The organism is Enterobacter sp. BIDMC 30, assembly GCF_000534355.1.
GTDB lineage: Bacteria > Pseudomonadota > Gammaproteobacteria > Enterobacterales > Enterobacteriaceae > Enterobacter > Enterobacter ludwigii.
Genome location: NZ_KI973169.1, coordinates 1,826,316 through 1,841,105 on the forward strand (window position 1 = coordinate 1,826,316; position 14,790 = coordinate 1,841,105).

At 53.4% G+C, this 14,790-nt stretch carries 11 protein-coding genes and 1 riboswitch; of the genes, 7 read left to right on the top strand and 4 right to left on the bottom strand.

Annotated features, from left to right (window positions below; translation table 11 throughout):
• Positions 1 to 452 precede the first annotated feature (452 nt).
• From L466_RS13665 to L466_RS13655, 3 genes are read left to right on the top strand one after another with little or no spacing between them, the layout of a single operon-like run.
• Positions 453 to 1,592 (top strand): polysaccharide export protein, encoded by a 1,140-nt coding sequence (locus L466_RS13665; protein WP_032680605.1) that lies wholly within the window; start codon positions 453 to 455, stop codon positions 1,590 to 1,592.
• Positions 1,592 to 2,041 (top strand): arsenate reductase/protein-tyrosine-phosphatase family protein, encoded by a 450-nt coding sequence (locus tag L466_RS13660; protein ID WP_020883220.1) that lies wholly within the window; start codon positions 1,592 to 1,594, stop codon positions 2,039 to 2,041. Before L466_RS13665 ends, L466_RS13660 begins: the two co-directional genes overlap by 1 nt.
• Entirely contained in the window at positions 2,041 to 4,239 is a 2,199-nt protein-coding gene (locus L466_RS13655; protein ID WP_032680606.1) for a polysaccharide biosynthesis tyrosine autokinase, read from the top strand. The genes L466_RS13660 and L466_RS13655 overlap by 1 nt, the downstream gene beginning before the upstream one ends.
• Here L466_RS13655 and L466_RS13650 read toward each other — a convergent pair.
• Positions 4,236 to 5,579, bottom strand: a complete 1,344-nt coding sequence (locus L466_RS13650; RefSeq protein WP_032680607.1) for an NCS2 family permease — start codon at positions 5,577 to 5,579, stop codon at positions 4,236 to 4,238. The genes L466_RS13655 and L466_RS13650 overlap by 4 nt on opposite strands.
• A gap of 20 nt (positions 5,580 to 5,599) precedes the next feature.
• Positions 5,600 to 7,378 carry an adenine deaminase gene (locus L466_RS13645; RefSeq protein WP_032680608.1) on the bottom strand — a complete coding sequence of 593 codons (1,779 nt, stop codon included), beginning with the start codon at positions 7,376 to 7,378 and terminating at the stop codon, positions 5,600 to 5,602.
• A 122-nt stretch (positions 7,379 to 7,500) separates the two neighbouring features.
• Between L466_RS13645 and L466_RS13640 the strand changes: the two genes are divergently transcribed.
• Together L466_RS13640 and L466_RS13635 are read left to right on the top strand one after the other, a co-directional pair.
• Complete coding sequence (locus L466_RS13640) at positions 7,501 to 8,421, top strand: LysR family transcriptional regulator (RefSeq protein ID WP_175556439.1); 921 nt, start codon at positions 7,501 to 7,503, stop codon at positions 8,419 to 8,421.
• A gap of 70 nt (positions 8,422 to 8,491) precedes the next feature.
• Positions 8,492 to 9,007 (top strand): protein disulfide oxidoreductase, encoded by a 516-nt coding sequence (locus L466_RS13635; RefSeq protein ID WP_032680611.1) that lies wholly within the window; start codon positions 8,492 to 8,494, stop codon positions 9,005 to 9,007.
• A gap of 36 nt (positions 9,008 to 9,043) precedes the next feature.
• On the opposite strand, the gene L466_RS13630 is transcribed toward L466_RS13635, so the two are convergent.
• Positions 9,044 to 10,510, bottom strand: a complete 1,467-nt coding sequence (locus L466_RS13630; protein ID WP_025203662.1) for a pyridoxal phosphate-dependent decarboxylase family protein — start codon at positions 10,508 to 10,510, stop codon at positions 9,044 to 9,046.
• An 18-nt stretch (positions 10,511 to 10,528) separates the two neighbouring features.
• Positions 10,529 to 11,905 (bottom strand): diaminobutyrate--2-oxoglutarate transaminase, encoded by a 1,377-nt coding sequence (locus L466_RS13625; RefSeq protein ID WP_014170865.1) that lies wholly within the window; start codon positions 11,903 to 11,905, stop codon positions 10,529 to 10,531.
• A 493-nt stretch (positions 11,906 to 12,398) separates the two neighbouring features.
• A riboswitch (TPP riboswitch) is annotated at positions 12,399 to 12,495 on the top strand.
• A 66-nt stretch (positions 12,496 to 12,561) separates the two neighbouring features.
• Here L466_RS13625 and L466_RS13620 point away from each other — a divergent pair.
• Both L466_RS13620 and L466_RS13615 read left to right on the top strand, forming a co-directional pair.
• Positions 12,562 to 13,860 carry a tyrosine-type recombinase/integrase gene (locus tag L466_RS13620; RefSeq protein ID WP_032670002.1) on the top strand — a complete coding sequence of 433 codons (1,299 nt, stop codon included), beginning with the start codon at positions 12,562 to 12,564 and terminating at the stop codon, positions 13,858 to 13,860.
• 38 nt (positions 13,861 to 13,898) lie between these two features.
• On the top strand, positions 13,899 to 14,729 hold the full coding sequence (locus L466_RS13615; protein ID WP_020883229.1) for an AbiJ-NTD4 domain-containing protein: 831 nt from the start codon (positions 13,899 to 13,901) through the stop codon (positions 14,727 to 14,729).
• Positions 14,730 to 14,790: the final 61 nt, after the last annotated feature.

The window sequence follows — 14,790 nt, forward strand, 5'->3', positions numbered from 1 at the left end:
TGCGGGTTCATGGAACGCGAGGCAGACAGTCCATTTTAAGTACCAAAGCATGGTGTGTTTGAAAAAAAATGTAACAAAAGTGGACGGTTTTGTGTAGTCGTAATGACGCGCGCAGTATCACTACAGTCAATATCTCCCGAATTTGATATTTCCAATATTTATTATTTCATTAATCAATTCTGAAAATACCTTCTCACTTCGCAAATGGACTGTTCAACGCATGCTTTCCCACGTAAGAACATTTAATATCGCCTCCGTATGACATCAATCTCTTTCCATTTTTTTCAAAAGAATGGGAACGATTTTGCTTTTTTATCGCCATGAAGGGAAACGTTGTCTGTTTTTTGTAATACGTCCGCTAAAACAATAACCCGTTGAAAATTTTAATGTAAATGAATTTATTTTTTATCTGTTTAACAACAAACACAACAATAAAAGAACTTTTTATATAAATGAAAAATACAACGCTATTTTCACTTTTATTTCTTTCAGTCGGCCAGTTAACTGGTTGCGTATTTTCGCCAGGTCAGGATCTCAGCATTACCGGGAAAAAAGTCATGGCTGACGGAGAAGCGAATTATCAGCTCGATCAACACGTGGAAATTTATCCCCTGACCCCGGCGCTCGTTGAAAAATTGCGACCGCCTGTCCTCAAATCTCAGGCAAATCCTACTCTGGATGAGCAGGTCAAAAACTGGGAATACCGCATAGGCACCGGCGACATCCTGACGGTCACCGTCTGGGATCATCCGGAATTAACCACGCCCGCAGGGCAGTATCGTACCGCGAGTGACGCGGGTAACTGGGTGAATGCGGATGGAACGCTCTTCTATCCCTACGTCGGAAAACTGCATGTTGCAGGCAAAACGGTCGCGCAGGTGCGTGAAGCAATCACCGCGCAACTGGAGAAGGTCATTGAGAGCCCGCAGGTGGATGTCAGCGTGGCGTCTTTCCGCTCACAAAAAGCCTATGTGACAGGAGAGGTGGCAAAATCAGGCCAGCAACCGATAACCAATATTCCGTTGACGGTAATGGACGCGGTCAACGCCGCAGGTGGGCTTTCCGCGGATGCCGACTGGCGTAACGTGGTCCTCACGCATAATGGCCAGGACGCGCGCCTTTCGCTCTATGCGCTGATGCAGCATGGTGATTTAAGCCAGAATAAGCTGCTGTATCCGGGCGATATCCTCTTTGTTCCGCGTAACGATGCCTTAAAAGTGTTCGTGATGGGCGAGGTGGTGAAGCAGAGCACGTTGAAGATGGATCGTAGCGGAATGACCCTGGCGGAAGCCCTGGGGAATGCAGGCGGGCTGGATCAGAATATGGCCGATGCAACCGGGATTTTTGTTATTCGCTCGGTAGCGAAAAAAGGGGCGACGGACAAAATTGCCAATATCTATCAGCTCAATGCGAAGGATGCCTCCGCGATGGTACTGGGGACGGAATTCCAGCTTGAACCGTATGACATTGTCTACGTCACCACCGCGCCCTTGTCACGCTGGAATCGCGTGATCACGCAGCTGGTACCCACCATCAGCGGTGTCCATGACCTGACCGAAACCGTCCGCTTCATTCGTTCATGGCCGCAATAATGTTTAACTCAATCTTAGTGGTTTGCACCGGCAATATTTGCCGTTCGCCGATGGGGGAGCGGCTGTTGCGACAACAGCTGCCCGGCAGACTCGTGACATCGGCTGGGATTTACGGATTTGAAGGACGCCCGGCGGATGCAACTGCACGGGAGGTGGCCCGGTGTTACGGCGTTTCGCTGGAGGGGCACGTGGCACGCAAGATGACGCGCAGCATGTTGCAAACCTCCGATTTGATTCTGGTGATGGAGCCGGAGCACCTGCGTTTTATTGCCGCTGTGTCGCCCGAATGTCGCGGAAAATCGCTGCTGTTTGGCCAATGGCTGGAAAACAGGGACATTCCCGATCCTTACCGCAAAAGTCGTGAAGCGTTTGAATATGTTTTCGGGCAGCTGGTAAAAGCCAGTCAGGAATGGGCTCGTCGTGTGGGTCAAAAAGGAATGAAGCGTTAATGTCTTCTCATACATCAGACAAATACGGTGCTGCCGCACCGCACAGTAATGAAATCGATCTTATGCAGCTACTTGCTGAGATGATTGATCACCGCATGCTAATCGGGCTGGTCACGCTCCTGTTTACGGTGTGCGCGGGGCTCTACGCGTTTAGCGCCACGCCGGTCTACCAGGCGGATGCCCTGGTACAGATAGAAGCAAAGCAGGACAACTCGTTGCTTAAAAGCTTAAGCCAGTTTGGGTCTGACCTTTCACCCGACGCTGAACCTGAACTGTTGCTGCTTAAATCGCGCATGATCCTGGGGGGAACCGTTGATAATCTGGGGCTGACATATCAGGTAAAACAGCGCGTTCTCCCGGTTGTGGGGCGCCTCTGGGAACGTCTAGGAGGCAGCAAACCGGGCAACATGACGATAGGTGAGCTTAACCTGCCCCAGCAGGAGGGGAAACCGCAAGCGGTTGTCCTGACCGTGCTGGGGCAGGGCCGGTATCGCCTGGAAGGGGAGACGCTTAAGGCTGACGGTAGGGTTGGCAAACGGCTGGTGAAAGACGGGATCACGCTTCTGGTGACCTCGCTCAGCGCGGAGCCGGGGACCCAATTTACCCTTCATGCCTTCACCAGGCTTGAGGCAATTAACGCGCTGCAGAAGAGACTCTTTGTCGCGGAATCCGGTAAACAGAGCGGTATGATCACCCTGACGCTGACGGGTGAAGACCCGGACAGGATAGCGGTGGTGCTCAATACGATTGCTGAAAATTATCTCAGCCAGAATATTGCGCGCCAGGAGGCACAGGATTCCCGAAGTCTGGCGTTTTTACAGGAGCAGTTGCCTAAGGTCCGTCACGAACTGGATGAGGCCGAAGCACGACTGAATGCCTATCGGGCGAAGCGCGATTCCGTCGACTTATCCCTTGAGGCGAAGTCCGTACTGGATCAGGTCGTTAACGTGGAAAATCAGCTCAACGAACTGACTTTTCGTGAGGCAGAGGTTTCTCAGCTTTTCAAAAAGGATCACCCGACCTATCGCGCATTACGGGAGAAGCGACAAACGCTCGAAGAGGGACGCGCGCGCCTGAACAGCCGGGTTTCATCTATGCCTTCTACCCAGCAGGAAGTGTTGCGCCTTAGCCGTGATGTCGAGTCCGGGCGTACCATTTACCTGCAGCTGCTGACACGCCAACAGGAACTGAACATTTCACGCTCCAGCGCTATCGGCAACGTGCGGATCATTGATACCGCGGTTACGCAACCTGAGCCAATAAAGCCCCGTAAAGCGCTTATTATTCTGCCTGGTGTGCTGCTAGGGCTGATGGTCTCCATGGGTTGGGTGTTGGTTCGTACTGCCTGTCGGCGAGGGATCACCTCGTCAGAGCAAATAGAAGAGCAGGGGATGCCGGTTCTGGCGACGCTGCCGCGCTCGGTCTGGCTGTGGAAAAAAACGCATTTGCGCCGAAAGCACTTTTTGGCGCCCCACGGGAAACACAAAACTTCGGATATCCCCTTCCTGCCCACAGACCGGCCAGCGGATATGTTTGTTGAAGCGATGCGCGGACTGCGTACCAGCCTGCACTTCACGATGATGGACGCCTCAAACCAGATCGTGGTGATTACGGGCCCCACACAGAATTGCGGCAAAACGCTGGTCAGCACGTCACTGGCATCAATAGCGGCTCAGGCCGGAAAGCGGGTGCTCTTTATCGATGCGGATATGCGTAAAGGCTATGTGCATAATCTCTTTAAGCTGAACAACCATCACGGATTATCCGCTGTCCTTGAGGGAAATGTGGCGTGGCAGGAGGCGATCCAGCGCGTTGATAAGGCGGGCTTTGATGTTCTGACCTGTGGTCCCCAGCCGTTACGTCCCGTGGAGCTGCTCATGGGAGAACGCTTCCAGGAGGTGATGTCGGGGATGAACGCACACTATGACGTTGTTATCGTTGATACACCGCCGGTGCTGGCCGTGACCGATGCGGTGCTGATTGCCAGAGTGGCCGCAACCACGTTATTGGTTGCCCGCTTTGGTAAAACCAACGTGAAAGAGACGGAAAACTGTGTAAAGCGTCTGCAGCAGATGGGTGTGCAGGTGAACGGTGCCATTCTCAATGATATCGTGAAATCTGCGGCGCTGTATTACAGCGCGGGGTATAGCCATTTCGACTACGGCTATACCCCGAAGGAAAAGAGGCGTGAGGGTTAGTGCTTCACCAGCGTGGCGAAGTAATACACCAGGGGAATGGCGAGGATCCAAAGACCGACGGGGATATCGCGCCATTTCCCGGCTATCGCTTTGATAACGATATAAAACAGCAGCCCGCCCGCAATACCGGTCCCGAAACTGTTGGCAATCAGCGTAATCATCACCATCATCAACACCGGCAAGCCGTCGGTGAAGTTCGCCAAATCAACCTTACGTAGACCGCTAAACATATTCAGCCCGATGAGGATCAGGGCGGGCGCCGTGGCTTCTTTCGGGATCATCAGCGCCACAGGGGTAAACAGCAGCATCAGCAGGAACATTACCGCCGCGGCCAGCGCGGTCATGCCGGTTTTGCCGCCGGCTTCCGCGGCTGCGGACGATTCAATCAGCGCCGTGGCGGCAGGAATGCCTACCCACGGGCCAATCGCGGCGGCAATGGAGTCCACCATAAACGGGCGGTTAATGTTTGGCATATTGCCTTCTTCATCCAGCAGCCCTGCTTCCCCGCCCACCGCCAGCGTTGTTCCCATGGTGGAGAAAAACTCGGAGGCGAAGAAGACAAACAGGAATGGCAGAAAAGCAATATTCAGCGCGCCCAGCATATCGACATGCCCAAGGACGGGAGCAATGGAGTGGGGCACATCGATAAAACTGGCGGGTAATTTCGTGACGCCCATCGGAATACCCACGAGGGTCGCGAGCAGGATAGCCCACAGGATCGCACCCGGAATACGACGAGCCTGCAGGCCGATAGCCAGGAACAGGCCGAGTAACGCCACCAGTGCACCGGGTGACAAAAAATCTCCCAACATCAGTGCGTTCGTTTTGGCATTCGCCAGCACCAGCCCGGCGTTGCGGAAACCGAGTACGGCGACAAACAGACCGATGGAGGCCGTCAGCCCCAGCTTGATGGACTGTGGCACCGAGCGGGTCACCACTTCACGCAGGCCAAACCGGGTCAGCAGAAAGAATAAAATCCCCGACCAGCAGGCGATACCCAGACCAATTTGCCAGCCAATGCTTTCACTGCCCGCAAGCGTCACCCCGACCAGCACCGAGCCACCAATTCCTGGCCCGACGATAAACGGCAGGTTGGCGTAAAACGCCATCAGCAGCGTCCCGGCAACGAAGACCAGAATGGTGCCCGTGGTCGCGGCGCCTTTATCCATTCCTCCCACGGCCAGCAGCCCCGGGATCACCACCAGCAAATAGGCGGCGGCGAGAAAACCAGTGATACCCGCCAGGCACTCGGTGCGCACGGTGCTCCCGCGTGCACGGAGTGCAAAACGACGTTCAAGCCAGCGCCCTGGTGCTGGCGAATTCACGGTATTGTCGGCCATTATCCGGCTCTCCTTCGGTATTATTGTGTGTTGTCCGGGGTTTCCCGGTAAGAAATCAGCGGATCGACAATCTGGCGCGTGCTGCCATCGGTCAGTCCAAGATCGGTCAAATGTGGCCCGGCATTACAGGCAAGGCAGGTTCCTTCGATGGCCTTAAAGACCCGATACGGCGGTTCCCAGTCGGCAATCAGACTGCTGCGATCGCGCAGCGTCCTGAACTGCAGCGCCAGCTCGGCAGGTGGCAGTTCCGACAGCATGCCCGCAATCGGCATGGCAACGTGGGCAATCACGTCACCCTGTTGCGCCAGCGCCATGCCACCACCGCTGTTGATAAGCGTATTGGCAGCCAGTGCCATATCGTTCGGATCGCGGCCCAGAACCACCAGGTTGTGAGAGTCGTGCGAGTAGCTGGTGGCAATCGCCCCGCGCAGTTCCCCCCAGCCTTCAAGCAGGGCAATTTGCGGTTTTGCTGCATGACGGGCATGGCGATGCTGAACCCAGATCAGGCTAAAGCCGTCCGGGATCTGCACGCACCCGTTGCGCACCTGAACATCTGTTTCACCCCAGCGGGTAAAGCGCGCGCCGCAGATGTGGCGCAAGCGAGCCACGCCATGGTTCGCGTTGCCAATGCACATGTAAAAATCATCAGCGGTCAGGGCAGACAACCGTACGGTATCACGCGGCAACGTAAGAGGCGTATCAGCAACAGGTTCGAGCGTTGCCCCGTCCCGGGCAATCAGCTTTCCGGCGACGTAGACCTGGCGCGCCGTCAGTTTATCCAGCGAGTCAAACACCACCAGATCCGCGCGACGCCCGGCGGCAATCAGCCCAAGGTCGTTACGCTGCAGGCGAATGGCCGCATTGAGCGTTGCAAAACGCAGTGCGTCGGTGGCCGCTAATCCATGTTCAATCAGCAGGTTCAGCAGCGCGATGATCCCGCCTTTTTCCATGAGGATGTCTGGCGGAACATCATCGGTACAAACCGTGATGTGAGACGAAAGATGGGGGAGCGTTTTCAGGGCGCTGACAATATCGGGCAGCAGATAAGGGTGCGAACCGCGGATCTCCAGCGTCAGCCCGGCACGCAGTTTTTCCAGCGCATCGTCAGCTGACGTTAACTCATGGTCAGAAGTCACGCCTGCTGCCAGATAAGCCTGTAAATCCGCACCGCTGAGACCGCGGGCATGGCCTTCAATCAGCTTTCCGCTGTCGAGCCCGGCCTGCATAATTTCAAGCATACGCTGGCTGCCATTAAGCACCCCGTGCATGTCCATCACTTCAGCCACACCGCGCACTTCCGGCCAGCCGAGCAGGGTGTTCATCTCGTCTCCGGCAAAATCCGCCCCGGACATTTCCAGGCCGGGCGTTGAGGGCACGCTTGAAGGCGCGGCGACCATCACCTGCAGCGGCAGATTGCGGCTGGCCTCAATGGCAAAACGGACGCCGTCAATGCCCAGCACGTTGGCCAGTTCATGCGGATCCCAGAAGACCGCCGTGGTGCCCTGTGCAAGCACAATCTCCGCGTAGCGGGCGGGCATAAGATGGGAGCTTTCAAGGTGGACGTGGGTATCCATCAGCCCTGGCGACAGAAACTGGTTGTTCAGCGCGTGGGTCTCATACGCGTCCTTGCGGCTGCCGCGCGGATGGACGCTGGCAATCAGTGAGCCCACGATACCAACATCCGCTTCGCGGATCTCACCGGTGACCATATCCACAATACGGGTATCGGTGAGCAGCAGGTCAAAGGGCATTTCGCCTCGTGCAGCCTGAACGGCGCGGCGTCGGGTTTCAGCAGTCATGCAATTAACAGTTCCAGCATCAAAATAATGACGCTACTCTATGCACACGGCAAACGTTTGCCCAGCTGATAAAATTTATCGCCCGATAACCCCGGGTTATTCTGTGACGCGTGTAATGGATAATCATGACGGAACCCTGGCAGCGCTTGCCCGCGCTCTCTCTTCGACAGCTACAGTATTTTGTCACTCTGGCGCAGCTGCGTCATTTTACTGATACCGCCAGCAAACTGGCTATCAGCCAGCCGGCGCTCAGCAGTGCGTTGCGGCAAATCGAGACGGTGCTTGGGGGCAAACTGGTTAACCGGACCGCCTCGGCCGTGACGTTGACGGAGCTTGGCAATGCCATCCTGCCGCACGCGCAGCGGGTGCTCAGCGTGGCGCAGCTTGCGTTTGACGACATGCAGCACATTGTTCAGGCGGGCGGAGAAGGTACGGTGCGTATCGGGCTGATCCCTTCCGTGAGTTCGCTGCTGTTCCCCTTGTTGCCCCGGACGCTCGCGCAGGCTTTTCCCCGCCTCAGGGTGGAATTTCACGATCAAACCAACGATGCGCTGGTGGTCCAGCTGCTGAAAGGGCAGATTGATTTCGGCATTGGTGCGCTCGATAACTCTGTTCCCGACCAGCTGAACGTGTTTCCCTTACAGGATGATCCGTTTGTCGCGGTCATTCACAGCGACGATCCGCTGGCCGCGTCGGCGCACCTGCCCTGGAAGCAACTGGCAGGGCGAGATATCGCCGTGTTCTCAAAAGGCAATATTCAGCGTCTGGTTGCGGCGCTCGCGGAAAGCCACCGTTTGTCGTTGCCGACACGCTATCAGGTGGACTACATCGAAACGTTGTATGGTCTGGTGCGCTCGAAACTCGCCGTGGCGATTTTACCGCAGCTCTATACCACGCACCTCCAGGACCCGCAGCTCAGGGTGGTACATCTTCAACAACCGGCCCTGGCCCGCACGGTGGCGTTAATGCGTGCCCCGCAGCCGCTTCCTCCGCTTATCGAATCCTGCTTTACGCTGATGGCCGACACGTTGCGAACGAAATGACCCGACACTTCTTTACAGCGTGATGGCGCATTGCTCGCTAAGATGACCGTCGATTCATCAAGAGGTCACAATGGAAAACCGCAAATTCAGTCGACTGCGCCGCTGGGCGCGGGAAGGGATCATCTTCTTTCTGCTCGCGCTGGCCGTCATGTGGGGCGTGGATCAATACCGCAAGCCCACACTCCCCGCCAGCTTTAGCGCTGCACCGATGCACAGCATCGACGGAAAGATCCACGATATAACGGCACTCAGCCAGGAACGCCCGCTGCTGATATACGTATGGGCAACCTGGTGCAGCATCTGCCGGTTTACGACGCCCTCGGTCAATACGCTGGCAGAACAGGGTGGCAACGTCGTGAGTATCGCCATGCGTTCCGGCGACGATGCAAAGCTGGCGCGCTGGGTCGACAAGAAACAGCTGGTCATGCCGGTGGTCAACGATGCCAACGGTGCGCTGTCACAGGCGTGGCAGGTGAGCGTAACACCGACGCTGGTGATCGTGTCGAAGGGGAAAGTGGTCAGTACCACCACGGGGTGGACAAGTTACTGGGGAATGAAGCTCAGACTGTGGTGGGCAGGGCTGTAAAGAGAGCCCCTCTTCCGGCGGAAGAGGGGCTGGATATTACTTCGCCAGAACTTCCTGTGCGGTACGCTCAACCAGCGACAGCAGGACTTTAATGTCCTCCAGGGTCACGGTTGGGTTCAGCAGAGTCAGCTTCAGGCAGGTGACGCCGTTATGCTCGGTCACGCCGACGTTAGCACGGCCGGATTCCAGCAGCGCATCACCAATTTTCTGGTTCAGCAGGGCGATACCCGCGTCGTCCATCTGTACCTGTCCACGGAAGCGGAACAGTACGCTTGCCAGCTGCGGTTGCATAACCAGTTCCAGAGCAGGCTGCTCTTTCACGTAAGCCGCAACCTGCTGTGCCAGCGTAACACCGTGATCGATGATCGCCGCGTATTGTTCCTGACCCAGCGCTTCCAGGCTCATCCACAGCTTCAGCGCGTCGAAACGACGGGTCGTCTGCAGAGATTTGGACACCAGGTTAGGCACGCCAGCTTCTTCATCGAACTCAGAGTTCAGATAGGCCGCCTGATAGCGCATCAGCTCATAGTGGCGCGCTTCTTTGAGCAGGAACGCACCGCAGCTGATGGTCTGGAAGAACTGCTTGTGGAAGTCCAGAGTAACGGAATCCACCAGCTCGATACCGTCCAGGTAGTGACGATACTGCTCAGACATCAGCAGTGCGCCGCCCCAGGCCGCATCCACGTGTACCCAGATATTCTGTTTCGCCGCCAGTTCAGCAATGGCACGCAGCGGATCGATTGCACCTGCATCGGTAGTACCGGCAGTGGCAACAATCGCCAGGATCTGCTCGCCGTTAGCATTGCACTGCTCAATTTTCGCTGCCAGATCGTTGAGATCCATGCGCGAAAATTCATCCGTTTTCACCTGCACGACGGACTGGTAGCCCAGACCCATCAGCGCCATGTTCTTCTGCACGGAGAAGTGTGCGTTTTCAGAGCACAGCACGCGGATTTTACGCAGATCGCCAACCAGGCCGTCCTGCTGAACGGAATGACCCTGACGCGCGAAGAACGCATCACGGGCCAGCATCAGACCCATCAGGTTGCTCTGCGTGCCGCCGCTGGTGAACACACCGGCGTCGCCAGCCTGATAACCCACGCGGGTACGCAGCCATTCGATCAGCTTGATCTCAATGATGGTTGCGGACGGGCTTTGATCCCAGGAGTCCATGCTCTGGTTAGTGGCGTTAATCAGCACTTCCGCCGCCTGGCTAACCACCAGGCTTGGGCAGTGCAGGTGCGCCACACACTGCGGGTGATGAACGGACAGGCTGTCTTTCAGGAAGAACTCCACGGCGCGTTCAATCGCCGCTTCGTTGCCCAGCCCTTTCGGGTTGAAATCCAGCTTAATACGGTCGCGCAGTTCCGCGACCGTTTTGCCCTGATACATCTCAGGCTGTTTCAGCCACTGCATCACAGCCTGAGTGCTTTGTTCAATCGCCTGCTGGTAAGCTTCAATGCTCTGTGCAGAGGAGAACAAAATTGGGTTTGAATCTGACATCGTGTTCAACAACTCCGGTTACGCCGGGCGAACGCCCGCAGCAAGCAGCGCCTGCTCGAATTTATCCAGGAAGACTTTCAGCTCATCATCGCTGATCAGCAGGGAAGGCAGCAGACGCAGAACAATACCGTTGCGACCACCGCGCTCCAGAATCAGGCCGGCTTCGAAGCACTTCTTCTGAATCAGTGCAGACAGCTCGCCATCACCCGGGTAGCAACCCATGTGGTCTGCCGCTTCGTGTGGTTTAACGATCTCAATCCCGATCATCATGCCCAGGCCGCGAACGTGGCCGATAACCGGATAGCGTTTCGCCATCTCGTTCAGCTGGCCTTTCAGCCATTCGCCCTGTGCGGCCACTTTGCCCGCGATGTTCTGGTCTTTCAGGATTTTCAGCGTTGTCAGACCGGTTGCCATTGCCAGCTGATTGCCGCGGAAGGTACCGGTGTGGTGGCCTGGTGCCCACGCATCGAACTGTTTTTTGATGCCGAGTACCGCCAGTGGCAGACCGCCGCCAACCGCTTTAGACATCACGATGATGTCTGGCTCAATGCCCGCGTGTTCGAAGGCGAAGAATTTACCGGTACGGGCAAAGCCAGCCTGAACTTCGTCGAGGATCAGCAGAATGCCGTGTTCCTGAGTCACTTTACGGATGCGCTGCAGCCACTCAACCGGAGCCGGGTTCACGCCGCCTTCACCCTGAACGGCTTCAAGGATCACTGCCGCAGGTTTACGCACGCCGCTTTCAACGTCGTTGATCAGGTTTTCGAAATAGTAGGTCAGCGCTTTCACACCCGCTTCACCGCCGATACCCAGTGGGCAACGGTACTGGTGTGGGTAAGGCATGAACTGCACTTCTGGCATCATACCGTTAACCGCTTCTTTCGGAGACAGGTTGCCGGTAACGGCCAGTGCGCCGTGAGTCATACCGTGGTAACCACCAGAGAAGCTGATGATACCGCTACGACCGGTCACTTTTTTCGCCAGTTTCAGCGCTGCTTCAACGGCATCAGCACCGGATGGACCGGTGAACTGCAGGCAGTACTCTTTGCCCTGACCAGGCAGCAGAGAGAGCAGATATTCTGAGAACGCGTCTTTCAGAGGCGTAGTCAGATCCAGAGTATGTAACGGCAAGCCGCTGGTAATGACATTTTGGATGCTTTTCAGCACATCAGGATGGTTATGTCCAAGCGCAAGGGTGCCTGCGCCTGCTAAACAGTCAAGGTATTCTTTATTATCTGCATCGGTGATCCACACGCCTTCTGCTTTAGTGATTGCTAAAGGCAGTTTGCGCGGATAACTCCTGACGTTAGATTCAAACTCGGCCTGACGGGCCAGATAGGTTTCGTTGCTTTTGTGGGCATCTACGGTGTCAATACGGACTTTATCCGTCATCATATCACTCCTACAACCGCCGCTTCGTTATGAGCAACGATTGAATAAAAAGTTAAAAAACAGATGGGGGCCTGAAAAAAACGCCGCCAATATAGAGCCTTTTGTCACGAGGCTCAATGGTTAATTTGTTTACTGTTTTATGACATGCGGTACGGGGGAGGGAATATCCTCATTTTAAGAATGAAAATTGCGCTTTATGCCAAACAAAAACAGCCGGTTACGCGTATTTTGTCAGGACTGTAAAAAGAGAGGAAAGTGTGTGACAAATCGTGCCATTGAGGGACGTTAAGGGGGGCAGATAGCCCCTTTAAGCGCATTATCTCGACATTACCTGCAAAATACCGGGGTCACGACAGGTTGTTTTTATTCCCGGACATAGCGGTTACAGGCTTCTCATTACATCTGATTGGTATAACAAAATCATGAAAGCGAGAAATCAACAGGCCTTGCATCACTGGTACTCTTCCCCTAATCTGCCAAATGTAAGTGAATTCTTACCAATGACTCGGGGTGCCCTTCTTAAATGAAGGCTGAGAAATACCCGTATTACCTGATCTGGATAATGCCAGCATATGGCGTTAATTATTTATATATTTCAATCGGTTAAATGTTCTTCTGTCTACTTGACTTTCATCACTGAGACAGAGGCTGTGTTGATTTTGATTACTAAACGCATTCGTTACACCTTCCTCCGCGATTCCATTTACTACGTCCAATTCTGTTTACCAGACGGTAAAATGTTTAGACGTTCCCTTGCTACGGATAGCCATAGGGAAGCTAATACATTGATGATAGCTTTAATGCCTTCCGTGCTTAATGTTAAAGCGGGGACGTGTCCCCCGGAAAATCTATCTAGCCGGATTGAAGAACTCACCCAGACCAGAATGCTCTATAGGGCTGCAAGAGTTTCACCTGATTTGTATACAAAGCCCACCATCACCGCACCAATCAATAATGTGGATGTAATTACCGTGGGTAGAAGCGTACTCACCTTAGGGGAAGCTTGGGAGCGGTACGTTAAGGAGAGGGGAAAGTCTTGGACTGCGGCAATTCACTCCGCTAATGAGCGTTACATGGAGGTGATGTTAACTGTATTAGGCGCAGAGAGGGAAGTAAGAAGTATCACAAGGCAAGACATCAAACATGTTATGGAAGCTGTTACTGGCCTCCCCAAACGTGTTGTTCAGCCATACCGCTCAATGACAATAGAGCAACTCTTATCCTGTGATGACATCCCCGAGGAGCATTTGCTAGGAACTGAGGCAATCCATAAGCATCTTAAAATCTACAAATCTCTTTTCAAAACACACCTGACCGAGGATAAAGGCGTACTTTCAGTATCTCCTACTGACGGCGTAACAGCCCCTCCATCGTCTGCGAGATATGGGGCTTACACCAATAGCGAAATGAAATCTTTGGTTAGGTATGAAATCGAAGAGGCTAAACAGGATTGGCTTAAATGGATTATCTTATTGCTAGCATACACTGGAGCTAGAAGGGGAGAGCTAGCCACCCTCACCACATCCCAAGTGCGCATTGATGATGATAGTAATCGTCACTATCTTCTAATCAAAGAAGGGAAGACCGATAACGCAGGGAGACAGGTTCCTTTGCATCAGCATCTAATTGATTTGGGGTTCTTAGAATTTGTTATGGGGAAAGCTGATAAGCTGTTTCCGGAAGTGGCAGGAAGTAACATGGCTAAGATTGGTAAGGTGTTGTCTGATATTAGGGACGCTTTACACATCCCATACAGGGATATCCAAAATCAACGGCGTATTGTTCACAGCTTCAGGCATAGCGTTGTCACTGTGGCCTCCGGTTGGATGAATGACATTACTCACCTTCAACAGGTCATAGGTCATGAGAAAACCGGTACGGGGATAACAAGACGATATCTCCACACCTTCCCTCTATCGGTTGTATGCCATATCATTGATGGACTTGACTGGCGTTAAACGCTTCATAACTAACACAGCGATAAGGCACATAAGCGATGGCTAGACCGTTCTCTCAAAGATATGGACACGTTAAAGTTGAAGAAGTAATTCAGCTGGAGAGTATTTCTAAAGACTCCAGAATGGTTATATGGAACTGCATCCATGAGGAGCTATTGAGGTATAAAAGTCAGAGCAACGATGCTGTGGAAAATATTGTTAGAAGTGTATGGATTAATTTTTTAAAAAATGATTCGTCTAAAGTACCAATATACCGATCTACCGTAGGTGCCCCAGATTTAGTAGGGGAGGTTAAGAGGGCTATAATTAGCGCTCCTTGGTATCATGTTTACGACCTTATTGAGTTTATTGTTAATGAAACTCAAGGGACAAGCTTCGATGATTTATCAATCTATTTGAATTCTGTTTTCAAATCTGAAGGATTAGCGTACTCCATTATTGAGGGTATGGTTGTTCCTGTGTCCACCCCTGTTGAGGTTGAAAGCATACAAGAAGGGATTGACACTGGCAGTGATTCTTCAAGAAAACATTTCGAATGTGCATTAGAGTTACTATCTAACAGGGAACAACCTGACTTTAGAAACTCAATTAAAGAATCTATTTCTGCTATTGAATCCCTCTGCAAAAAAATCTCTGGTAATGATAAAGGAACACTTGGGGACTGTCTTAAAACCATTGAGGATAAAGGCCATATTCATCCAGCAATGAAACGAGCCTTCCAACAACTATACGGATATACAAGTGACCAGGGTGGAATACGTCACGCTTTAATGGATGGAAGTGAAGAGCCAACCTTAGAAGAGGCTCGTTATATGTTAGTCATCTGTAGTGCATTCAGTAATTATCTTATTTCTAAGATGAGTGATTAATTATTATAATGCGAGGCTAATTGACCTGCTCCCCGTTGATTAATACACCGTGATGTTAGTA